The organism is candidate division KSB1 bacterium (assembly GCA_034506255.1).
Taxonomy (GTDB): Bacteria; Zhuqueibacterota; Zhuqueibacteria; order Zhuqueibacterales; family Zhuqueibacteraceae; genus Coneutiohabitans; species Coneutiohabitans thermophilus.
Window position 1 is genome coordinate 217,501 of sequence record JAPDPX010000009.1, and the last position, 24,657, is coordinate 242,157.

The window sequence follows — 24,657 nt, forward strand, 5'->3', positions numbered from 1 at the left end:
TGCTGGAAGGTTAAGAGGAGAGGTTAGCCGCAAGGCGAAGCTTTGAATCGAAGCCCCAGTAAACGGCGGCCGTAACTATAACGGTCCTAAGGTAGCGAAATTCCTTGTCGGGTAAGTTCCGACCTGCACGAATGGTGTAACGACTTGGGCGCTGTCTCAACCAGAGGCTCGGCGAAATTGTAGTACCGGTGAAGATGCCGGTTTCCCACAACGGGACGGAAAGACCCCATGAACCTTTACTATAGCTTAGCACTGTGTTTCGGTATTGCATGTGTAGGATAGGTGGGAGACGTCGATCCGGCGGCGCCAGCCGTCGGGGAGTCAACCTTGAAATACCACCCTTGCTATATTGAGACACTAACCTGGCACCCTGATCGGGTGCAGAGACCCTGCTAGGTGGGTAGTTTGACTGGGGCGGTCGCCTCCCAAACGGTAACGGAGGCGCCCAAAGGTTCCCTCAGCATGGTCGGCAATCATGCGTAGAGTGTAAGCGCATAAGGGAGCTTAACTGTGAGACTAACAGGTCGAGCAGGTGCGAAAGCAGGGGCTAGTGATCCGGCGGTCGTGTATGGAAATGCCGTCGCTCAACGGATAAAAGGTACTCTGGGGATAACAGGCTTATCGGGCCCAAGAGTTCACATCGACGGCCCGGTTTGGCACCTCGATGTCGGCTCATCGCATCCTGGGGCTGGAGAAGGTCCCAAGGGTTTGGCTGTTCGCCAATTAAAGCGGTACGTGAGCTGGGTTTAGAACGTCGTGAGACAGTTCGGTCCCTATCTGTTGTGGGCGTAGGAAATTTGAGGGATGCTGCTCCTAGTACGAGAGGACCGGAGTGGACGGACCTCCAGTATACCAGTTGTCACGCCAGTGGCATCGCTGGGTAGCTGTGTCCGGATGGGATAAGCGCTGAAGGCATCTAAGCGCGAAACCCTTCCCAAGATGAGATTTCCCCTGTCGCTTCGGCGACGCTGAAGGCTCCTCGCAGATGACGAGGTCGATAGGCCACAGGTGCAAGAACGGCAACGTTTTCAGCCGAGTGGTACTAATCAGCCGTGCGGCTTAACCAATTTTTTTCATCCGCAACGAAAGGTTATTTCTGGTTTTCACCAACTGCTGTAACAGCATACGCTCATTGATCTATATCGCAAAAAAATTCCGGTGACTTTGGCGGAGGGGCAACACCTCTTCCCATTCCGAACAGAGTCGTTAAGCCCTCCAGCGCCGATGGTACTGCCTTGGTGACGAGGTGGAAGAGTAGGTCGTTGCCGGAAATTATATGGCCTTCCCGATGAAAATTAGGAAGGCCTTTTTTGTCTCTTGCTGTCCCACCCAAGCCCATGACACTGCAGGATGACAATTCTGTTGCATTTTGCCTGCGTTTTTCCTATTTCCGCCAGGTGACGTATGCGCCTCCTCTTCATCAACAAAGCGCCGCGTCAACCAGTGTTGCCCTCTCAGCATGAACTGAAACCCTCCCATGCCCCGGCCGGCGTGGGAGTCCCCGCTAATCTCAGGTGGCACACATGGCTTCGCTTGTCGGCCGCATTCTCGGCAGCGGTCGCTACGAAATTCTCGAACTTTATGGCAAAGGCGCGTTCGCGGAAGTCTACCGCGGCCGCCAGATTAATTTGAATCGTGACGTCGCGGTCAAGGTGCTCAATGAAACCTCGAGCCGCGATGAAAGTCTGGTCAAGCGCTTTCATCAGGAAGCGGCGGCTGTCGCCCGTTTTGATCATCCCAACATCATCAAGATTTTCGACCACGGTCAGGAAGGGCTGGTACATTACTACGTCATGAACTTCCTGCCGCGCACTCTGCGCAGTCTTCTGCATCCCAATCGCCCCCTGCCCGTCGATATCATCTTTCAAATCGCCAACCAGCTTGCTGCCGCACTGGCCTACGCGCAAACCGTGGTCAATAATTTCGTCCATCGCGATCTCAAGCCGGAAAACGTCATGCTCGATCAGAGTCACAATGCTGTGCTGTCCGATTTTGGTCTGGTGCGTGGCGATGAACTGGCGCGTTTGACCGTGGGCGACAACGTCATCGGCACGCCCACTTACATGTCGCCGGAGCAGATTCGTGGCAAGCCTTTGGACCCCCGCTCCGATCTTTACGCGTTGGGCGTCTTGCTGTTTGAATGCGCCACCGGCTCCCCGCCCTTCAAGGGCGATTTGATGAGCGTTTGCCATCAACACGTCAACGTGGCGCCAGTCAGTCCCCGGACACTCAACCCGGACTTGCCGCCCGGGCTCGAAACGCTGATTCTCAAATTGCTCGAAAAATCGCCGGCGCACCGCTATCAAACTGCGTCAGAAGTGCTGCTGGCACTCGCGGAGTTCCCCAGGCAGCCAAGCCAGCCCGGTCTGATCTATTCCCAGCCAACCCTGCCTGTGTCACCCCGGCCCGCAACGACTCCCGTGTCAGTGCCAATGGAGCCCCCCGCTGCTGCGGCCCCGGCGCCGGCGCGTCCCGCGAGTTCCAGCCGGCGGCTTTGGCCCACTCTCTCGTTCGTCGGAATTGCGGCTGCCACTTTGGTTATCGCATTGCTCACTTTCCTGCGTGTACCCCAACCGGAATCGCGGCCGCCGCAGCCAGCCTCGGAACCGACTCGCCCACAAGCAGCCGTGAGCCGGCCGGCAGGACTCACCGCGAGGGCCGGCCGGCTCGAGGTCAAGAGTACCCCGGAAGGTGCGATGATTGAAATCGACGGCATCAGCCAAAAGCGGCGAACACCCGCGCGTTTCGACAGCCTGCCGCCGGGGCGTTACCACGTGACTTTGCACCTGCCGGGTTTTCAGGTGTGGCGTGAGGTCGTGACCATTGAGAAGGGGGGGACGGCCATACTGTCGGCGGCATTGACGCCGGCAGCGGAGCGGCCGGTGGTGACGACCGTGGCGCTGCGCATCACCTCCCGGCCGCCGAGCGAGATTTTTCTCGATGGCACCAGCATCGGCAAACCCGCCAGCGGCGTGATCACAGTCCCGGTTGCGCCCGGCCCGCATGAGCTGCAATTCCGGCTGGCTCCCCACCCCGCCATCAGCCGTCACCTTGTGGTCAAGGCGGAGAAATCGCAGGAATTTGACATTGATTTGTTGGGTGAGATCAGTGTGCAAGCATTCGATGAGGCCGGGGATCCGGTGTTTGGTGCCGTCTTTTTGAATGGACATCAAGTCGATTGGAAGCCGGATGGCTCACGCCAGCACGTGCTCATCGGCGATTACGAAGTCACAGTCCGCAGTTTTGGTTTTGTGATGGCGGAACCTTCCAAAAAAGTCAGCGTGCGCGGTGGTGAATACCAGCCCATTGTCATTCAAATGAAGAGAGAGTAACGCTGCCGCTCCCGCCTGTTCACTTCCCCGCCCGCCTTCTTGGCCCCCGCCGCACTTACGCAATCGCATCACGCCGCAAGTACAATCGCAGATATACAAGCAACTTTGCGAGAAGAATCATGCTGCCTTGATGTCAATTTGGATTGCCAACCTCCAGCTGCCGTAATGATCACCTCCTGATCAGGAGCGCCATGTCGAAAGCATGGCCGGTCGATGATATCCACCTGCCAAAGCCACGGCTCGAATCCCCTGTTGGGGAGGGCATGATCAATTCTATCAACAACCGTGTGGACCTCGCCTCGAGCCTCGATCCGTTCAGCTCAATGGAATGGTTTTGCTTCGACACCGGCAATCGGTCGCCATTCCGGATTTGGACTTTCGGTCATGTGATGCTGCCGGTTTGCCGGGGGGTGCTGATTGTCCGGCTGTGCCGCCAAGGGGGAATGAACAGCATGCCCCGGCATGCTGTTAGAACACAGTGAATGAAGACAAAGGGTCATAGCTATGTTTCGTTGTTCAGGATGTCATCGGTTTCTTCAGGTGACGCTTGCGAGTCTGCTGCTGCTTCCCTTCTGCGGTGGCCGCAGTCTGGCGCAGACTGGTGCACCGCTTGCGACCACGACCACCGCGGAGTACAAAAAATCGAATCAAAGCAAGGTCTTCTATCACGACGGCTTTTGGTGGGCGCTGGCCTTTCATGAGGTCCAGGCCGCCTGGTACCTCTGGAAATACAACGGCACCTCCTGGAGCCGGACGAACAAGCTCGAAAAGAGCACGAGTTATCTGCCCGACGTGGTGCTCAATGCCGCACAAAACCGGCTCTATCTGTTCTTCTCGCATCACACCCAGCCCAAGCTGCGGCGCTACACCTACTCCGCCGGCACCTGGGCGATCGATTCCGGCTTTCCCAAAAAGACATTCACCGATTTTGTCAACGCCGATCACAGCAACCCCGTCAGCATGGTCCAGTCGAAGAACGGTGATCTGTGGATTTTTCGCATTGACAGCAACCGGCTGCAGGCGAAGCGCTCTTCCGATGCGGGGGTGAGCTGGAGCAATGTGATCACCATCAAGGCGAGTCTCAACGATCCCAAGGGCACCACCGATGCCGTTGCCTTCACGGCAGCCGGTGAAAATTATGTTGGCGTGGGCTACGGAGAATCCGGCAGCGGCACGCGGCGCTTCGGGTTCTTCCGGCATCGCGATGGCGATCCGGACAGCGTGTGGACGGATGAGTCGGCGCAGGTGATGCCTCTCGGCAGCGAGAACGCGCAGAACAACGTGTGCCTGGCGGTGGATGGCACAAACAATGTTTATATGTTTGTGCGCACAACCGGTGGTGCCAGTGCCGATCCACGCAACACTCTTTATAAACGAAATGCGAGCGGCATCTGGTCGGCTTTTGTGGTCAATACCGTCGGCTCCGGCGTGGCCTGGCACTCGCCTGCAATCACGATCGACGGCGAGAACGGCCGGTTGTATCTCTTCGGCCGCAATGCCAGCAGCAGTATTGTGGAATACAAGACGGCCCTGATTGGCCAGGAACATACGCTCACCAGCGCCACCATCCAGACGGCCCTGGCGAACGGCACGCAGGCATTCAGTGATTTGAGCGTGCCCGGCGGTTTGCTGAATTCGGGCACGGATCTTCTGATCACCGCAGACAACACCACCGCCAATGACATTTGGTTCAACAAGCTCGATATCAGCGCCGGCAGTGCACCGGTGGTGGTCGACGAGGTGAATGTCAATCCGCCAACCACCGCCGTGGCAGGAGAATATACCATCGCTTTCAGCACCAGCCCTTCCGGAAATTTGGCAGCCGGCAGCGGCACGATCACTGTGACTTGGCCGGCCGGCACGACCGTGCCGGCGGCAATCTCCGCAGCCCAGGTTACGGTCAACGGTGTAGCCGCCAGTGCAGTGACAACCAATCCTGCTGCCCGTCAGGCAGTGGTGACCGTCGCGGCAACCGTGCCGGGTAGCAGCGAGGTGTCGCTGGTCTTCGCGGCCGCGGCCGGGATCATCAATCCCGCGACTCCGGGCAGCTATACGCTGACGCTTGCCACCAGTGCGCAGCCACTGTCCGCCAGCTCACCGGCTTACAATATTAACTCGCCATTGCTGGTGGGAGATGTCACAGTAACACCGAATTACACGCAGGCGGCGGCGGGTTATACCATCCCATTGACGTTGGGAAGCGCGGGCGCACTGACCGCCGGCAGCGGCACGATCACCGTCAGATGGCCGGCGGGTACGGCCGTGCCCGCTGCAATTACCGCGAGCAATGTGCTCATCAACGGCGTGGCTGCGGCCGCGGCCGGGAGCGACAGCAGTTTGCGGCAGGCAACGATTACCGTTCCCCAGGATCTCACGGGCGGCGGCAATGTGGCCGTGGAGTTTCTGGCGCCCGCTGGTTTGCATAATCCGGCAGTCACAGACAGCTTCACGCTGGAGGTGTGGACTTCCAGCGAGGGCAGCGCGCAGGCCTCGCCGCCTTATGCCATTGAGGCCGGGCCGGCCGTGACAGTCTCGGCAGTCACCGTGAGCCCTGATAGCGTGAGTGAAGTGGCGGCCTACACCATTCCCATTACTCTCTCGACCGGCGGGGGTTTGCTGGCCAATCATGGCAGGATCACTGTCACCTGGCCAGCCGGCACCGGACTTCCCGCCACCATCAACAGCAGCGCGGTAACGATCAACGGCCAGCCGGTCGCTGCAGTGATCACTGATCCGGCACAGCAGCAAGCCACGATCACAGTGGCTGCAACGCTGGCCGGGGGATCGCTGGCGACTGTCGTTTTTGATGCCAGTGCTGGACTAATCAACCCCGCCAATGCTGGCCAGTACACGTTGACGGTACACACCAGCGCACAGGTTGTGGATGGGGTCTCGCCGGCTTATGAAATCAAGTCCTCGACAGGGGTGGCACGACCAGTGGTCGGCAGTGGCGACGGTCTGGCGCGGCCCAATCAAAACCGCGTGTTTCATCATGCCGGCTCCTGGTGGCTGATCGCGCTCAACAAGTCCGATCAGCGCTGGAAGCTGTGGCAGTTGGTGGACACGACCTGGACGGTTCGACTCGAATTGTCCAACTCCAATATTGATCGACCGGATTGTTTTCTGGACGGTGCCAACAATCGTCTTTACGTGCTGCTGTCGCACACCACCCAATCACGGTTTCTCCGGCTCACTTATGGCGGTGGTGGCTGGGCCATCGATGCCGGTTATCCGGCCAATGTTCCCGGTGCCCGCCACAGCGGTGGCAATCCGCTGTGTTTCACACGTGCGCGCAACGGCGAGCTTTGGGTGTTTGGCATCGGCGAGAGTGCGCTGCGTGCGACCTATTCGACCAATGAAGGTTTGAACTGGTCGGCTATTTTCGTGGTGAAGGCCGGTTTGCATGCCAGCACCGGCATGGTCGACTGTCTGCCGTTTACCACCGGGGGCGTGAATTACATCGGGGTTGCTTATGGTGAAGATGCGGTGCCCGGTGCGGTTTACGGTTTCCTGCGGCATCAGGATGGTCACGCCAGCACGACCTGGAGCGACGAAAGCGCGCAACTGACCTCCTTCGCCGGCACCAACGCAGATGATCAGGTTGCCATGGCCGTTTCCGACGATGGCACCGTTTATTTGGTGACCAAGACCGACGGCAGCGGCAGCACCGGGGTTTACAACGGCCTTTACAAGCGCACGCCCAGTGGCAGTTGGCAGAGTTTTGTCGTCAATCGGGGCAGCGGATGGTCGTCGCCGGCGATCGCCCTGGACGAGAGCAATCACTATGTGTATCTCATCGGTCATGATGGCACGCATGAGCGCGGTGTGTTTAAGAAAGCGGCCTATGGCAGCGAGAGTGATTTTGAGAATGCGACGACGGTGGATTTGTTTGTCAAGGCCGGGGTCGATTTTGATCATCCCTCGCTGGCACCGCATAATCACACCAGCGCCACCGGTCTGCTGGCGGTGATGGAGAACGAAAGCGCGCTCGAGAACTGGTACAATTTGCTCGCGCTCGGCACGCCGCCGGCAGGGCCGCTCACCATCAACAGTGTAACTGTTTCTCCCGCAACGGCCGGCCTGACGGCTGCCTACAGCATCAATCTCACGCTGGGCAGCACGGGTGCGCTCGCGGGCGGCCTCGGCACGCTGACCATCACGTGGCCGGCAGGGACGACGGTGCCGTCCAGCATGTCGACCGCGCAAGTGACCGTCAACGGCGTGGCCGCAGCAGGGGTGACTTCCGAAGCGAGCCAGCGCCGCGTCACTGTTACCGTGCCCACGACATTGAATGGTGGCAGCAGCGTCAGCCTGGTTTTTGCATTGGGTGCGGGGCTGGTGAACCCGGCGGCTGGCAGCTACACGCTGCAAGCGTTCAGCAGCGCGCAACCCTCGCCGGCAACTTCTCCGAGTTACAACATCAATGAACCGCAGCCGGTGACCGTCAATGCGATAACGGTTGCGCCCACCCAGGTTGCTGCGGTGGCGGCATATACCATTCCCGTCATCCTTGGCAGTGAAGGGGCGTTGAGCGGTGGCGCGGGCACGATCACCGTCACCTGGCCGGAAGGCACGATCGTGCCGGCAGCAATGGCCGCCAGCAGTGTGACGGTCAATGGTGTGGCTGCCCAGGCGGTGGCGGCTGATTCGCTGCAGCGTCGAGCAGTGGTGACCGTGCCGGCCAGCCTGGCGGGTAATGACACCGTTTCCCTGGTCTTCACCGCTGCCGCCCACCTCATCAATCCCGCGCTGAGCGGCAACTATACGCTGCAAGTTTTCACCAGCCAGCAGACGCCGCCGGCCACCTCACCGGCTTATACCTTGACGGACAGCACGCCGGTGGCGATTGGCAATGTCACAGTCAATCCCAACCGGGCCTTTGCGGCGGCGGCATACGCGATTCCTTTGACCCTGGGTGTGAATGGCGGGCTGGCCGGTGGCAGCGGTACGATCACTGTGACTTGGCCGGCCGGCACCACAGTGCCCGCGACAATCGCCGCGGCCAATGTGACGGTCAATGGCGTGGCTGCCCATGCGGTGGCCGCCGATTCGCTGCAGCGCCGTGTGGTGGTGACGGTGCCGGCGACTTTGGCCGGCAATGCCGGTGTCACCCTGGTCTTTGCCGCGGCCGCGGGCGTGACCAACCCGGCGGCGGGCAGCTATTCACTCGTGGTGTTCACCAGCGCGCAGACCAACAGCGCCAGCTCACCGCTTTATCAAATCATCGCGCAACCGCCGGTGGTGGTGAATGCCATCAGTGTGACGCCAAGCTACAAAGGCGAGGCGGCAGCTTACAGCATACCTCTCACACTCGGTCCGCATGGCGGCCTGACGGGTGGCAGTGGCACGATCACGGTAACCTGGCCCAATAATACCAGTGTGCCGGCGGGCATCAACGCGGCCAATGTCACGGTCAATGGCATTGCTGCTCAGGCGGTGACCTCAGAATCCTCGCAGCGCCGCGCCACCGTAACCGTTCCTGCGACACTGGCGGGCAGTGCCAGTGTGACACTGGCTTTCGCCACAGCCGCGAACATCGTGAATCCCACGACCACGGGCAATTACACGCTGCAGGTCACGACCAGCAAGCAGGATTCGATTGCAACTTCTCCTGTGTATCTCATCGAAGCGCAACCGCCCGTCGCGGTGAGCGCGGTCACGGTCAATCCCAACTATGCCGGCGAAGCCGCGGAGTACACCATCCCGCTCACGCTCGGTGCCTATGGCGGCTTGACCGGCGGCAGCGGTGTGATTACGGTGGAGTGGCCGGCCGGCACGACGGTGCCCGCCAGCATGGCGCCGGCTGAGGTCAAGGTGAATGGCACTTCCGCCAGCGCAGTGAGCACCAACCCCGCGCAGCGCCGCGCCATGGTCACAGTTCCGGCCACGCTTGCCAATGGCGCCAGTGTCACGCTGTTGTTCACCGCGGCCGCGGGCGTGATCAATCCTGCCGCTGGAAACCACACGCTGTCCGTTTTCACCAGCCGGCAGGATTCGCCCGCCAACTCGCCGGCTTATGCAATCACCACGCAACCGCCGGTGGTGGTCGGCAATGTCACGGTCAATCCCACGATTGCCGGCGAAGTGGCGGGTTACACCATTCCGATCACGCTGGGAGCCTATGGCGGGCTGACCGGCGGCAGTGGCACGATTACCGTCACCTGGCCGGAAGGCACGAGCGTGCCGGGCAGCATCTCCACCGGCAGTGTGACGGTGAACGGTGTGAATGCCGCGGCGGTGAGCAGCAACAGCACGACACGGCAGGCCACGGTCACCGTGCCCAATACCCTCGCCAATAATGCCAGCGTCAATCTTGTCTTCACCACGGCGGCGGCGATCTTGAATCCCGGCACCAGCGGAGATTATTCCCTGCTGGTGCACACCAGCAAGCAGACCGGCGACGCCGCTTCGCCCGGCTATACCATCGATCCCTCACCCAATCCGCCGCCCTCCGGGACCGGCACGGCCATCGCGGGCACTGGCGGCGATTTTGACAAACCGCATCAAAGCCGCGTTTTCTACCATGATGGCAAGTGGTGGCTGGCAGGCTTGAAAAAGAGTGAGAACAAATGGAAGTTGTGGAAATTCGATGGCAGCAACTGGGTTGATCAGGGGCTGGTGATTGCCGACACCAAAACCTACCGGCCGGATTGTTTCCTGAACAGTGCGGCCAACAAACTCTACATTTTCGTCTCCGGCGGCACGAAGTCGCAATTTTTGCGGCTGAGCTACAGCGGCGGCGCGTGGAGCAAGGATGCCGGCTATCCGGTGAACATCACGCATTTCACCCACAGCGGCGAATATTCCATCAGCTTCTCGCGCGCCGACAACGGCGAGCTGTGGGCCTTCCGCGTCAACAGCAATCAACTGGAGGGCATCGTTTCCACCAATGAGGGGACGAGCTGGTCGGGCGTAATCGTGCTCAAAAGCGGTCTGAACAACACCGCGCTCACCGACTGCCATGCCTTTGCCAGCGGCGGCAACCACTACATGGGCGTGTGCTATTCGGAAAATTCCACCACCAACTCGATTGTCGGTTTCCTGCGTCACAGCGATGGCAGCAGTTCGACGGCATGGACGGATGAGAGCGGCAGCTTGCCGCCCTACAGCGGCACGCGTTCCGATGATCACATCAATATGGCAGTGGCCGGCAACGGCACGGTCTATCTCATCACCAAAACCGACGGCGGTGGCGCTTCGATCGTCGACAACGGCCTGTACAAGCGCTCGCCCTCCGGCACGTGGCAGTTGTTCGCGGTCAATCGCGGCGGCGGCTGGACGCGGCCGGCGCTCGCCATCGACCAGAGCAACAATTTCCTCTATGCCATCGGCGCGCCGGAAGGCAGCGAGCGCCGCGGCTATTACAAGAAAGCCGCGCTTGGCAGTGAGGGCGACCTCGAAACCGCCAGCAGTGTGACGATCTTCGAAGGCAGCAACAACTACTTTGTCAATCCCTCGGTGGCGCAGCACAATCACACCAGCGGCAGCGGCGTGATGATTGCGATCGAGAATGATTCCGAGCAGCAGCTTTATTACAACCTGCTCAATCTCGGCCCGGCGCCGCCACCCAGTCCGGTGACCGTCAACAGTGTGACGGTCAATCCCGCCACCACCAGCGTGACGGCGGCCTACACGATTGGCATCACCTTGGGCAGCGCGGGCAGCTTGGGTGGCGGTGCCGGCACGATCACGGTGACCTGGCCCGCCAACACCACGGTGCCGGCCGCGATTGCCAGCAGTGCGATCACGGTGAATGGCATCGCGGCGGTCAATGTTGCCACCAACACCGCCGGCCGCTTTGCCGTGGTGACGGTGCCCGCGAATCTGGCGGCGAATGCCAGCGTCACGCTGGAGGTGACAGCCGCCGCCGGCATTGTCAATCCCGGCACGCCAGGCGCCTACACGCTGCAGGTCAAGACGAGTGCACAACCGGTTCAGGCCACCTCACCGAATTACAACCTGCAGGCGCCGGTGCCGGTGACTGTCAGTAACATCACGGTGCTGCCCGACACTGTCAGCCGTGTAGCGGGTTATACGATTCCCCTCACGCTGGGCAGTCAGGGTGCATTGACCGGCGGCAGCAGCACGATCACGATCACCTGGCCGGCGGGCACCACGGTTCCGGCGAGCATGGCCGTGAGCAGCGTTACCGTCAACGGGGTAAACGCCGCCAATGTCACCACCACGCCGGCAACACGGCGGGCAGTGGTGACTGTGCCGAATTCGCTGGCCGCTGGCGCAAGTGTCACCGTGCAGTTCGCGCAGGGCGCCGGGATCGTCAACCCGGCTGTCGCCGGCTCCTACACGCTGCAGGTCCAAACCAGCAGCCAGCCGGTTGACGCAACCTCGCCATCCTACACGCTGGTGGCCCCACCAGGGGGCAATGCCGGCGCGCTGGTGCACGCCAACACCATGGGTTTGTTTGAGGCCTCCAATCAAAGCAAACTCTTCCACCACGACGGCATGTGGTGGCTGGCGGCTTATGATCGTACGGTGAATGATTGGTATCTGTGGAAATATGCCGGAGGCAACTGGACGCGCAACCTCCTGATCGAGTACAACCAGAACTCCCGCATCGATATTGTGCCGGATTCCCCCAACAATCGCTTTTTCGGACTGGCCTCGCTGGATACCGGCTCGCTCTTCGGCCGGGTGGGTTACAACAGCGGCACATGGGCGGTGCAATCGTCGACAACGCTCAGCGGCTTCACACATGATGACGAGCCGCGGCCACTGTGTTTGGTGCGCGCCAGTAATGGCCATCTTTGGGTATTCCGTGTCAATGCCGGCAGCCTCGAGGCGCGGCAATCCACCGACAATGGCACCACCTGGTCGGGCACCCTCACGCTCAAGTCCGGCATCAGTGGCAACCGTGGCATGGTCGATGCCGTGCGGTTCAACGCCGGTGGCGTCAATTATGTCGGGGTCTTTTATGGCATGTTGACGGCGGACGGCGGCACCGCCTATGGTTTTTTGAAACACGATGACAATGCCGCCGCCGGCACCTGGAGTGATGAAAGCAGCGCGCTGACTTTCTTTGGCAATGAGCGCGCCGAGGCCGGTCTCTCGGCGATGGCGGCGCCCGACGGCCGCGTGTATGTGCTGACCGCCAACAGCAACGCCAGCGGTGCGGATCCCGCCAACACCCTCTACGTGCGGGCCACTGGCGGCACGTGGAGCAAATTTAAAGTCAATACTGCCAATGGCAGCCAGCAGTGGCGCAGCCCGGCACTGGCCATCGACGCCAGCAACAATCGCCTTTATGTCATGGGCATTCGTACCACGGCCCCTGCGCGTGGCGAATACAAAATGTGCAGCCTCGGTTCCGAGTCAACGTTGGAAACGCAGCCGGTCAGTGTGCTGTTCGCCAATGGCAGTGATGACTTCGACCACCTCAGCGCGCCGGCAGAGCCATTCACCAACACGACGGGTCTGATGGTGGCCGCCGCCAACCTCAGCGCGGACGCAATTTGGTATAATCAACTCATCGGGGGCACCGCCAAGTTTGGGGCGCCCGCGGCGGAGGTGGCCGACGCGCCCCTGGTGGAAGGGGTGCAATGTTATCCCAACCCCTTCAATCCCGAAACCACCATTCGTTTCGTGCTGTCGCAGAACCGCAGTGTGCGCTTGCAGATTTTCAATCTGCGCGGCGAGCTGGTGCGCATGCTGGTCAACAAGGACATGCCGGCCGGCGTGCATGAAGTGCGCTGGAATGGCCGTGACAAGACCGGCCGGCCGGCGGCCAGCGGCATCTACTTTTATCGCCTGGCACTCGACGGTAAAGTCTTCACCGGCAGTATGCAGATGATCAAGTAGCTTTGTGCTTGCAAGAACGGAGCAAGAGCATAACCGGCGGGCTTGCTTTTTCAGGAGGCCCGCCTTTTTTGTTGGAGGAGAAGGAAGGCCGGTTGTCCGTCTGCCACTGGCAGAGGATGCTCGGTTAAATCCAACTGCGCAGCCACATGCGTTGATAAAAGGCGCCGAGCGGAAGGGGCTGGGCCGTCCAGAGAGGAAAGAAGTAAAGTGCGCACAACACGACCGCCAGCACGGCCATGGCTGCCAGCTCACGCGGCAATCCCCCCCGCTGCCACAGTCGCACCAGCAGAGCGGCGAGCAACATGATGGAGAAGGGCAGGGCTCCCATGAAATGATACAAGAAGCTTGCGCGTGAGATCAGGGCGAAGGGCAGATAATGCAGCGCCAGCGCCAGCACGGCGAACGCGGCTCCAAAATGACGGTGCACCACCGCCTGCCACAAGCCGGCGCCCACCCCGGCCAGCGCCAGCCACCATAAGGCGGGATTGCCGAGCAGCAAAATGGTGGTGGTTTGGCCGGTGGCAGCCACCTGCCAGAAATAATTCACCGGCCGTTGCAGCAGCGGCCAGCTCCACCAGGGTGAGGCGTAGCCATGTCCGGCCTGCAGGTGGGCATGATAGCCGAACATTTGACGGTGCAGCTCGAAGAAGTGGTGCTGGTCATTCTGCTGCAGATGAATCAGAAAACTGGCAGAATAGACCAGCGCCGGCATGACCACACAGGTGAGCAGGAAGACGTCGGGGTGAATGCCCGCCAGCCGTGACAGCAGGCCGCTGCCGGGCAGTCGTGCTGCCAAGCATGGCCATTGCTGCCGGGCCTTGGCCAGTAGGAAGATGAGGAAGATGACGGCGAAACTTGCGGCCCCAATCCATTTGACCGCCGTGGCAGCTCCCATGGCCATGCCGCTGCCCAGCAGGTAAAGCCAGCGTGGTTGTCGCGGCTGTTCGCTGCCCGCCTGCAGAAAAAGCCGGTAAGCCAGCAGGCAAAAGAACACCGCGAAAATGTTGATCAGGCCGGTGCGTGATTCCACTAGCAACACGCCGTCCGCAATGGCGAACAGTCCCGCGAGCATGGCCGCCCGCCGGTCGGCGAACAGTTGCAGCGTCAGGCGATAGATCAACAAGATCACCGCGATGCCGAACAGTGCCTCCATGATCCGCCAGCCCAGCGGCACGTTGCCGAAAAAACGGATACCGAGCGCGATCAAATATTTTCCCAAGGGAGGATGCGCATCGAAAAAGGCGGTTCGCTCGAGATAATTGTTGGCGAACACCGGAAAATACACTTCGTCGAAAACCATTGTCGCGGGCGTGTCGAGGCGCCATAAGCGGGTGAAGGCTGCCGGCAGCAACAGGGAAAGCTGCAACCAATAATCCGGGCGCTGCTGCAAGGCGGCTGTGATGCGCTGCCAGCCGGCCTGCCTGAATAAGCTGAATTTCATTTTCCGTCCTCCCCATTTGTGCGGAGGGGGAGGGCAGCAGGCCACGAGCCTCGATGACCTTTCTGGGCGTCAAACAGGGCACTCATGGCCGCCCCAGCCGGCGTCACTTGGTAAACGCGGTAGTTTTCTGTTTGCGCCACGAGCGGAAACCGGCGGTCGAGCCGTTTACAAACCTCGCCATAGCGGTGATGCTCGTTGGGGCCGCAGACAATGTAATCGACACCGGCGGAAAGCAGTGTGGACTCTGCTGTGCTGTCGCCGCGGTAGAGTGCGGCCACCTTCTGTTGCGCCGCGCTCACCGGCAGCCCGTGCGACATGACATGACCGGGATAGCCGAGCACCACGGCACGCCCCGCCAGAGTGAGCAGGTGGTTGTGAATCGGCGCCGTCAAAAAGACGGCTTCCGGCTTGGTGCGGAGGCGCAATTGTTGCGCGAGCTGCACCTCCTCCGCCGACAATTCCAGCCAGCCATTGTTTTGGAATTCGTGTGCCAAATTGAGTGCGCCGGAAAGGGTGAGGGCCAGCAACAGCGTGCGAAAGACAAAACCGTGCAACCACCAGGATTTCGCCTGCCACAAGGCCATCAACACGCGTGCCACCAGCGGCAGCGAAAGCAGGAACCAGAAAATCAGAACCTTGTTGGTGTCATAAGCAAACACGGAAAACAGAAATAGATTCCCCACCATGAACAGCAGGCCGAACGGCAGATAGAAGGCCAGTGCGCGCCGCCGCACACGCAGCCCGCGCGCCGCCAGCAACGCGGCCAGCAACACCGGGATGAAGACGCTGGTATTTTTCAACCAAAACCAAAGCCAATTTTCCCCCTCTGCCATCCAGCCGGGATGCCAGCGGATGATTTGCCGTGAAACCTGCGAAGAAAGCAGAAACCACAGTGCGGGGGCGGCAATCAGCAAAGCGGTGGCAGTAAATTGCAACCAGTATTTCACATGCTGCCAGCGACGCTGCAGCACGGCCAACCCGGCAAACATCGCCGCCAGCAACATCGCTGTCAGGAAAGTGTGGGTGTGAAACAATGGCAGCAAACCGGTCAGGACGCCGGCTGCCATTGCCATTTGCGGCCGCCGTCCGGCGGCTTGCCACCACAGCAAAATCACCGCCAGCCCCATGGGGAAGCCGAAAAGGAAAGAACGCTGCGGCAGCAGATGAGCCAGTACCGGATTGACCCAATGAATGTTCAACGCACTGATGTTGGTGTAGCGCCGCGGCAGGTGTTGCAAAAATTCCCATATCGGTTTGGGCGCATAGAAAAGATCGGACAAGAACCACAAGAAGCCCAAACCGCCAGCGAGCAACAACAAGCCGACTGCCAAAGCCGCGGCGCCGCGATGGCGCACCAGCCGATAGCCAAGATAGTACAGCAGCGTGAGCATGACACTGTTGAGCCATGCCGCCGGCAACTCCACAGCCTGTTCGAGTGGCATCCCCAACCGCATCAGGGCCGCACTGAAGAAATCAGCGAGAAAGGGGTAGGTCAACGGCTCGCCTGCCAGGATGCTACTGCGCAAGGGCAACGGGCCCGCATTCAAAAAAACTGTGATCATGCTCAGATGCAGCGGCAGGTCACCCCAGGCATCGAGATAGCCGGTGGCCAGGCCGCCGTTTTGCCAGAGGATCAAGCGGGCGGCAAGTATCCAAAAAAGAATGAGACTGCCGGCGAATACGGCCAGGCCGACACGATCGACTTTTGACAGTCGCTTTGCCGGCAGGGCGGGCGCAATGCGTTTCCGACCGGTGGCAGGCTTGCGCCGGTGTGCCAGCAAGAGCACCGCCGTCAGCAGCATCACAGTTTGCACGCCAAGGACGACGGCGCTGCGAACCCCCAACACCAATGCCACGAGAAACGTCGCCTTGGTAAAAGCGACCAGGCCGAAAACCATGGCCAGCAGCAGCCGCTCTCCCAAGAAAAAGGCGCCACGTAGGCGCAGGCTGAGTGCCAGGCCCAGCACCAGCGGCACGATCAGCACAGCCATGAAGCGCAGGTTTTCGAGGACGGAATCCCCGGTCAGTGCAAAATCCATTGATGACGCTCCGGAAAGAACAGAAAAGGATTTGTGGCCTTCTGCGTTATTGTTGTCCGGCAGGCAGGGAGGGCAGTGGCAGGTGCCGCCGCTGGCGCATCGGCAACTTCAAACCGAACACCCAGTTTCGGTTGAGACGAAAACCCAGCAGCACACCGGCGGCCATGCCGCAGGCTTTGGCGAAGACATCCGGCAGCGCGAGCAGATGATACCACCATAGGAGGCTGAGCTGATGCACACCCAGCACCAGGAGCGTCACACAAAAGAACCGCACATACTGTCGTGCCATTTCAGCGCCACCGGTCTCATCAACAAAGGTGAAGCGTTTGTTCAACAAGAAACTGTTGACACTACCGGTCAAAAAGGAAAGGGCGCTGGCTGGCAGCGGTGCCAGGTCCGTGGCGCGCGTTAACAGCAGGTACAGCAAGGCGTCGATCAAGGAGTTGAGCACTCCCACGCCGGCAAAATGCAACAGTTGGCGGACGGGGTTCATGCTGACTCACGCATAAACTTCACTGACCGGATTGGCGGCGGGCACGGCGGCAAAGCCGGTGCTGAACGCCAGCCGCATGCGCAGCAAACCAATGAAATGTTCGGAAATAGTCGGTACCATTTTCACCCGCGAATCGGGGTCATCAGTCCAGATGACCGGGACTTCGGCAATGGTGAAACCGTAGTGTTCCGCCAGCAGCAGCAGCTCGGCATCGAAGAACCAGCCCTGATTCTCCACCAACGGTACCAGTGTCTGTACTGCCCGCCGGGTCGCGGCTTTGAAGCCGCATTGGGCATCACTGAAGCTGCAACCAAAAAACATCTTGAGCAGCAGCATGTAGCCACGTGAAAACAATTCCCGTTTCCAGCCGCGCGTTACCCGCGCGCCTCGTTGATACCGCGAACCAATGGCAATCTCGGCCTCACCACGCACCAGCCGTTCGAGCAACGGCAGAAAACAACTCAGATCGGTGGCGAGATCGACGTCCATGTAGCTCACGATATCGGCTTCGCTCGCCAGCCAGACATGGCGCAGCGCACGGCCACGTCCCTTGAGGGGGAGGCGCACATAACGCACCCGCTCGTGTCGCGTCGCCAGCTCCTGGCCCACTTCAGGCGTGCCATCGGTCGAAGCATTGTCCGCGATCGTGATCTGCCAGTCATAGTCACAATTTTCCTGCAGAAACGCCTGCAAACGGCTGAGACTGCGGGGCAAATCCCGCTCCTCATTGTAAACGGGAACCACCACCTCCACCCGCAACCGCCCGCTCCTGTTCATTCCCTTGCTGAAAGCCATGTCGCTCTCCCTGAAAGCATGATCGGCCGGCAGCCACCTTCTGCCAACCGCTCCATTGTCGAGTTTACCTCTTGCGAACGTCGCTGGCAGTGCTGACTTTGTTGACCGCCGATGTGCCGCTCGCTTGCACTTGCTCACCCGCAATAAATTTACCCAATGTGCTCAATGTGATGGTATTGCCGTTGGCATCCTGCCACCGTGTGCTGCCGGGAACGACAAACTTGCTTCCTGCGCCGTCACCTCTCTGTTGGTGCAACCACCAGTGCTTGCATGAACCTTTCCAACTCCAACCCCGGAGAGGGATGGGGGCTCAGTCTCACCAACGGCGACGGGCTGGAACTCACGCCCGGTGAGGGAACGCACCCGGTGCAGAAGGCAAATCGCTGCAAGCCGTTGCCCACGACCACAAGAACAGCACCGCCATGATACTGCTTTTCTCCTCGATGCTTCTTATGACTGCGGGCTGTTCATCGAGATGAAGGTGGCAACGATTGTGAGTCGTTGCCACCTGTGGCAATGTTTCCCGGCAAAAACCACCAAAACTCAAAGACACCTGTAAGGCAGACTTCCAGCCGGCTTTGGTTTGCACGCGGGAAATCTTTGCCTGGACTAATCTTTGCGAATTTTTGAGGCCTGGCTCACGCCTTGAACCGCCGGTGTGCCCCACGCATCCACTTCCTCGCCAACTACAAAAGCATGCAAGGCTACACTTCCGCCCTCTTCATCCTGCAGACGGGTGTTTTGTGTAACGATAAATTTTACTCCTTTGACCGTCACTTCACCATCGTAAGCACCGCGAATCACCAATGCCTGAATTGCTCCTTCAAGATGCAGCTCGGGTGACGGACTCACGGTAGGTGAGGGGCTCGGGCTTGCCGTGGGCTCGGGTGACGGACTCGCGGTTGGTGAGGGGCTCGGACTGACCGTGGGCTCGGGCGAGGGACTCACGGTAGGTGAGGGGCTCGGGCTGACCGTGGGCTCGGGCGAGGGACTCACGGTTGGTGAGGGGCTCGGGCTGACCGTGGGCTCGGGCGAGGGACTCACGGTTGGTGAGGGGCTCGGACTGACCGTGGGCTCGGGCGAGGGACTCACGGTAGGTGAGGGGCTCGGGCTGACCGTGGGCTCGGGCGAGGGACTCACGGTAGGTGAGGGGCTCGGACTGACCGTGGGCTCGGGTGACGGACTCACGGTAGGTGAGGGGCTCGGGCTTGCCGTGGGCCTAGGACAGGGATTGGGATTCTTGAACCGATCACGACTATCGAAGGGGATTTTGAATTCACCGCGGCGGCTGCCAATTTGCAAGGCGAACAGTACTGGCTCCCGGAGGTTCATGCCGCCCAGGCTCAAACCACGCCCTTCGATTTCGTATCGTCCGTCATCTTTGAATTCAATCTCCGTGATGCCGGCCTGTTGGTTCTTGAACTTGAAACCGTCGTTGTCGTCGTCACGCACGAAGGAACTGCCGGCAATGGTGACGCTGAGGTCGCCGAACACCACCGTGACCGAGGAATCACGCAGCGAAATGAGTAAGCCAGCAGGCAACAGCAGGCCTTCAACTTCGAAGCGCTGATCGCCGGCATCGCGCTTCCATTCCACTTTCGCCTCCCGAACACAGAATGTCTCAAAGGGAAGCGTCGCTCCTGGCGCTGGTGTTGTCGTGGGCGAGGGACTGGGAGTAGGAGAGGGAGTTGATTGTATCGCGGCCAGTTTGTTCAACTCACTGCCGCCAGTGAGCTCAGCATCGGTAGGTGTTTTACCGCAGCCACCGAGCAGTGTCGCCAGTAACAGCACAATTGCCACCACCGCCACCCGCCACTCTGAGGTGGAAAATTTGTGCATGCAAGATCTCCTTGGGTTTTAAAGAGTGAATGGAAACAAGGATGAAGCTCGTCACCTGGAGTGCCGTTTCCTAAGGCAGTTTGCACTCGCCATCCGTATCACTCGCAGGGGGCCGGGCTGTTCGCAGTGCGAAGAATATGCCAGTGTGGCAAGACATTGCCAAGCCCATGTTTTGGAATGAGCAAACTCTTCTGGCGTGTTTGCCGGCAGGGAATTGTGTGCATTTTTTGCCCAGCGGGTTCGCCGCAGAATGTGCAATCTTTGCAAGTCATGTCGAACAGCTCGGCTTGTGGGCCGGGAGGAATCTCGCCGAGACAGCAAGGATCATGGCCTGTCGAAGAGGGCTTTGGGATTTCCAAACCATGCCTATTGCCTTCCTCTTCTATTGCTCTCCTTGCCAATGACTTTTACTGGTATGAGTCGCAGTTCAGTTTGGGGAGAATAATTTCGTGCAGGTTGCAATAGGGCGGTGAGGCTGACATGGGGTCTTTTCTCCAGTCGTTAGACAAAAGTTGTTTCTAATGGAAAATTATTCTATTATCACAAACAATTCCAACGGGAGCATTGTCAATGAACAAGAAACAGAAAAGAGTTTGGTGGTTGCTGGCAGGTTCTGCACTGCTGGCAGCCCTGACGCTGCCCAAGCTGGTCGGATCACAGGGTCGCAACCGGGGCGGTGGCAGCAACGGCAGTGTGGACGCCGCACGCGACAGTCGCCTGCCGGTGCGCATGGAGATCATTCATGCCGAGCGCATGGGCGACCGGGTTCAGACCGTTGGAACGATTCTCGCGAACGAAGAAGTCGAGATCCGCAGTGAAATCGCCGGCAAGATCGAGAAGATTTATTTCCGGGAGGGCGCGCGGGTGAACAAAGGCGAGCTGCTGCTCAAAATCAATGACACCGAGCTGCAGGCGCAACTGGCGCGTGCCCGGTTTCGCCAGGCCATTGCCGAGCAGGAGGCCGAGCGCCAGCGCCAGTTGTTCGAGAAAAATCTGACCAGCCGGGAAAACTATGACAATGCCGTGAACGAATTGAACATTGTGAAAGCCGAAATTCAGCTCATCACCGCACAAATCGCAAAGACGGAGATTCGCGCCCCGTTCGCCGGCAGCATCGGCCTGCGCCGGGTGAGCGAAGGCAGTTATATTTCGCCGGCTTCCGTCATCACCACCCTGCAGGACAATCATCCCGTCAAAATCGACTTCACCGTGCCGGAGAAATATGCCGGCCAGATCACAATCGGTGCCCCGATCAGTTTCAGCGTGCAGGGCAGCACGCAGAAGTTTGAGGGGACCATTTACGCACAGGAGGCAAAAATCGACCCGGCGACGCACACCATGCACCTGCGCGCCCTCAGCCCCAATCCCGACGGCGTTTTGCTGCCGGGGGCCTTCGCCAATGTCGAAGTTGTCCTGCGCGAAAAGGAAACGCTCATGGTGCCCGCCTTTGCCGTGATTCCGGAGCTGAAGGGGCATCGCGTGTTTTTGTACAAGAACGGCAGGGCCGAGTCCCGCAGTGTGACAATCGGCACCCGCACGGATGAGCGCGTTGAAATCACCGACGGCGTGCAGCCGGGCGACACATTGATCACCTCCGGCATTTTGCAGTTGCGGCCGGGCATGGCGGTGCGGCCGGCAGAGAGTGGGTCTGCAAGTGCAAACTGAGAACGCGGGCAGACTCCCGCGCCGCGGTGCAGAAGACAACGCAATCCCCTCTGCTGCCCGCCCGGTTCTCCTGTGGCGTGCGCGTCGTCACTCCGCCAGATGACTGGCCGGCGGCGCCGCTGGTGTTTGAGCGCGTGTGCACAATCACCGTTCTGATGGTATCGTATGACGGCTGCGAGATGCGCAATCACTTTGCGGATGTTGCTGGCCGGCGTTTTCCTGTTTTCGGCCATCTCGAAACTGCGGGACACCGGCTTGTTTGAAATTGCCATCGTCGAACAAGGCCTGCTGGCCACGCGTGAGCAGGCGGCTTATCCCGCACGGCTGGTGATTGCCGGCGAGTTGTTTCTCGGGCTGGCCCTGTTGTTCCCGTATCATGTAAAACGCGTGACTCTGCCTTTGGTAATCGCCACCCTGGTTGCCTTTTCGGCGCTGCAGGGTTATCAATTGACTCTGGGCGAACAGACCTCCGACTGCGGCTGCTTCGGCAAGCTGCTCCCGATGTCTTCGGCGGAATCCCTGGTCAAAAATGTCGTGCTGCTCGGCCTGAGTCTGTGGCTGTTCAAAATCACGCGGGCGGAAAAGCGGCAAATCCTTTTTCCCGCCGGCCTGGCGGTTGCGAGCCTCGCGGTTGTGTTCGTGCTGGCACCGGTGCGCCGCAATTACGACACAACCTTTGCGAAATACGTGCAATTTGAGAAGGCCGGCCGTGTCGACTTGACCAGCGGCGACAAACTGGTGGCGGTGTTCAACGCGGAGTGCGAGCATTGCCAGGAAACCGCACGTGAGCTGGGCGCACTCGCGGCAAAAAACGCAAAGTTGCCCCCCATCTACGTGCTGATGTTCAGCGAAAATGAAGCGGCGGTTGCCGCCTTTGCCGGAAAAACCCAGGCAGCGTTTCCCTATCATCTCATCTCCGCGGAGGAGTTTTTCAATCTGATCGGCGGCAGCCCGCCGCGCCTTTACTGGCTGCAGGATGGCAAAGTGAAAGCCCGCTGGGATGAGGGGTTTGCCGCGCATTTGCTGGCGGCCTTCGGTGATACCGTCCCGGCCAACTTGCCATGATTGGGACAAGTCAGAATCCCCGGCCGCGAGTCGGCGTCGTTGTTTGGCAGGAGGCTTGTGTGATTGCCAGTTTCGCGCCTCCATGAAAAAGTTTGCTGCCCCATGACCTCGCCGCTCCGTCAGACATTTACTTGGGTCTTTCCCATAAGGAATAAGTTCAAACGAGGAGATGTTCGAATGTTGCTCAAATCTCTTTTCAACCTTGTCACGGCTGTGGCCGTGCTACTGTCCGTCAATTCCGCCCTTGCCCAGGACAGCACCAAAACGGTCAGGGGAGCCAAAATCGAGTTTGTCGAAACGAGTTACGACTTTGGCTCGGCGGCGCAAAACACCACGGTGAAACACATTTTCAAATTCAAAAATGTCGGCAGCGACACGCTCAAAATCACCCAGGTGAAAACCTCCTGCGGCTGCACCGCGGCGGAGAGCTCGAAAATCATTCCACCCCAGAAAGAGGGCCAGATCGAAGTGACTTACAGCACCGGTCACAGCAGCGGCCGGGTATACAAAACGGTTTATGTTTTTTCCAACGACGTCACGGCGCCACAACGCAGCATTTCTATTCATGGCGTCGTCGCGGCAGAAAAAACCGGGGAGAGCAAGCAATAATCATTTGCCCCTTTCAGGGTAATTGCCATGTGCATTTGCACACCCATCACGATGAAAATGTCGCGCAGACATCTTGTCTGCAGGCAGGCTGGAAGCCTGCGCTACGGCATTTTCGTGGTAATTTGCCATGCCGCGTGCGGCAGCTCTCATGATGACAATCAACTATCGTAGTGGTGCCTTCAGGCACCGACCCTGAAGGGCTGCTATAAAAATTTGTCATGCGACGGGAATCCTCCCCCGAGCGGGAAGGACTCATCCGATGCAGAGGCCATCCCCGGCCGGGGTGGATTCCCGCCGAAAGCCGGGATACGCGGTTCATTCCCTGCGCCCGCAAACGGCTGCAAGGTGGAACGAGGCGACGCACCAACCCATGAAACACACCGTTCACGGTATTCATCATCTCACCGCCATCGCCGGTGACGCGCAGGAGAATTTGAACTTCTACGTCGGCGTCATGGGACTGCGCCTGGTGAAGAAGAGCGTCAACCAGGATGTTCCCGACACCTATCATCTGTTTTATGCCGACGGCGCCGGCACACCGGGAACCGATCTCACTTTTTTCCCCTGGCCGGGCATGGGGCCCGGACGAGCGGGCACGGATTTGATCGTCGAAGTACCTTTCGCTGTTCCAAAGGGAAGCTTGAAATATTGGCGTGCACGTTTCGACAAAACGGGCGTGCCATACGGCGCGGTTGAAACACGCTTCGGCGAAACCACGCTGCCCTTCAAAGATCCGCATGGTTTGCCGCTTGCCCTGGTGGAAACCGATGATCTGCGCGCGTTTGTGCCCTGGGGAAAAAGCCCGGTTCCGGAGGAGCACCAAGTGCGCGGCATGCACACCGTGCGGCTGTGGGAACGCCGCCTCGCGCCGACGGCAGAGACGCTCACCACCTGCATGGGCTTCTCACTGCTGGGCACTGAGAACGGCTGGTCGCGTTACGGCGTCGAAGGCGGCGGCTCGGGTAAAATGATCGAGGTGAAAGAATTGCCGCGGGAGAATCGCGGCCGCTGGGGAACCGGGGCCGTGCACCATGTTGCGTGGCGCATGCAGGATTCCGCCGAAGAAATGACAATGCGGGCGGTGCTTCTCGAAGCGGGCCTTTTCCCCACCGGGCAGATCGACCGTTTCTGGTTCAAGTCGGTTTATTTTCGCGAGCCGGGCGGCGTGCTGTTCGAACTGGCCACCGATGGCCCCGGTTTCGATCGCGATGAGGACATGGAGCGCCTGGGTGAGCAATTGATTCTGCCGCCCTGGCTGGAGCCGCAGCGGCCGCAGATCGAGGCCGCGCTGCCGCGGTTGGAGATGCCGAAGTTGGAAGGGGGGCGGTAATGCCGGCCGCCTTCGCATGCTGTTGCAGCCGGCGCTGGTGCAATACGCCGCCGCATCCCTGCCATCCTGTTGTCTGCATTCGCCGCAGCGCTTTGCCGCCGGCGCTTCACGTTTTGCGGGTTTTGCCCCGAGGGGATGGTGTTTGTGTTGCGGGGGTGCAAACGCCGCAGGTTGCAATGCCACACTCTTCAATCTTCAAGATGAACCTTTCTTGAAGTCACTCGAGGAAATGC

General features: G+C 59.8%; 12 protein-coding genes and 2 rRNA genes (1 of these 14 only partly in view). 9 read left to right on the top strand and 5 right to left on the bottom strand.

What is annotated here, in order from left to right; translation table 11 throughout:
• The 5 genes from ONB52_18725 to ONB52_18745 all read left to right on the top strand — a co-directional run.
• A 23S ribosomal RNA gene (locus tag ONB52_18725) occupies nt 1-1,067 on the top strand; it begins 1,939 nt to the left of the window's first position.
• A gap of 87 nt (nt 1,068-1,154) precedes the next feature.
• Nucleotides 1,155-1,271 (top strand): 5S ribosomal RNA (rrf, locus tag ONB52_18730).
• Between the two features lie 252 nt (nt 1,272-1,523).
• Nucleotides 1,524-3,332 carry a protein kinase gene (locus tag ONB52_18735; protein ID MDZ7418166.1) on the top strand — a complete coding sequence of 603 codons (1,809 nt, stop codon included), beginning with the start codon at nt 1,524-1,526 and terminating at the stop codon, nt 3,330-3,332.
• A 191-nt stretch (nt 3,333-3,523) separates the two neighbouring features.
• Nucleotides 3,524-3,814, top strand: a complete 291-nt coding sequence (locus tag ONB52_18740; protein MDZ7418167.1) for a hypothetical protein — start codon at nt 3,524-3,526, stop codon at nt 3,812-3,814.
• A gap of 58 nt (nt 3,815-3,872) precedes the next feature.
• Nucleotides 3,873-13,148: a T9SS type A sorting domain-containing protein gene (locus tag ONB52_18745; protein ID MDZ7418168.1), complete on the top strand. Its 9,276-nt coding sequence runs from the start codon at nt 3,873-3,875 to the stop codon at nt 13,146-13,148.
• A gap of 124 nt (nt 13,149-13,272) precedes the next feature.
• On the opposite strand, the gene ONB52_18750 is transcribed toward ONB52_18745, so the two are convergent.
• From ONB52_18750 to ONB52_18770, 5 genes are all read right to left on the bottom strand, one after another.
• Nucleotides 13,273-14,589, bottom strand: a complete 1,317-nt coding sequence (locus tag ONB52_18750; GenBank protein ID MDZ7418169.1) for a phospholipid carrier-dependent glycosyltransferase — start codon at nt 14,587-14,589, stop codon at nt 13,273-13,275.
• On the bottom strand, nt 14,586-16,628 hold the full coding sequence (locus tag ONB52_18755; GenBank protein MDZ7418170.1) for a hypothetical protein: 2,043 nt from the start codon (nt 16,626-16,628) through the stop codon (nt 14,586-14,588). The genes ONB52_18750 and ONB52_18755 overlap by 4 nt, the downstream gene beginning before the upstream one ends.
• A gap of 46 nt (nt 16,629-16,674) precedes the next feature.
• A complete protein-coding gene (locus tag ONB52_18760) occupies nt 16,675-17,121 on the bottom strand; it encodes a GtrA family protein (protein ID MDZ7418171.1) in 447 nt (148 codons plus the stop codon).
• 6 nt (nt 17,122-17,127) lie between these two features.
• Nucleotides 17,128-17,916 (bottom strand): glycosyltransferase family 2 protein, encoded by a 789-nt coding sequence (locus ONB52_18765; GenBank protein ID MDZ7418172.1) that lies wholly within the window; start codon nt 17,914-17,916, stop codon nt 17,128-17,130.
• Nucleotides 17,917-18,525: 609 nt separating this feature from the next.
• Nucleotides 18,526-19,755, bottom strand: a complete 1,230-nt coding sequence (locus ONB52_18770; protein MDZ7418173.1) for a DUF5666 domain-containing protein — start codon at nt 19,753-19,755, stop codon at nt 18,526-18,528.
• Nucleotides 19,756-20,325: 570 nt separating this feature from the next.
• Here ONB52_18770 and ONB52_18775 point away from each other — a divergent pair.
• The 4 genes from ONB52_18775 (at nt 20,326) to ONB52_18790 (ending at nt 24,424) form a co-directional block, all read left to right on the top strand.
• Nucleotides 20,326-21,420, top strand: a complete 1,095-nt coding sequence (locus tag ONB52_18775) for an efflux RND transporter periplasmic adaptor subunit (GenBank protein ID MDZ7418174.1) — start codon at nt 20,326-20,328, stop codon at nt 21,418-21,420.
• Nucleotides 21,421-21,585: 165 nt separating this feature from the next.
• Nucleotides 21,586-22,485, top strand: coding sequence for a hypothetical protein (locus tag ONB52_18780; protein MDZ7418175.1), 900 nt, complete (start codon nt 21,586-21,588; stop codon nt 22,483-22,485).
• 177 nt (nt 22,486-22,662) lie between these two features.
• The gene (locus tag ONB52_18785; protein MDZ7418176.1) at nt 22,663-23,094 is read left to right on the top strand and encodes a DUF1573 domain-containing protein; all 432 of its coding nucleotides are present in this window, start codon (nt 22,663-22,665) and stop codon (nt 23,092-23,094) included.
• A 370-nt stretch (nt 23,095-23,464) separates the two neighbouring features.
• The gene (locus ONB52_18790; GenBank protein ID MDZ7418177.1) at nt 23,465-24,424 is read left to right on the top strand and encodes a ring-cleaving dioxygenase; all 960 of its coding nucleotides are present in this window, start codon (nt 23,465-23,467) and stop codon (nt 24,422-24,424) included.
• Nucleotides 24,425-24,657 lie beyond the last annotated feature (233 nt).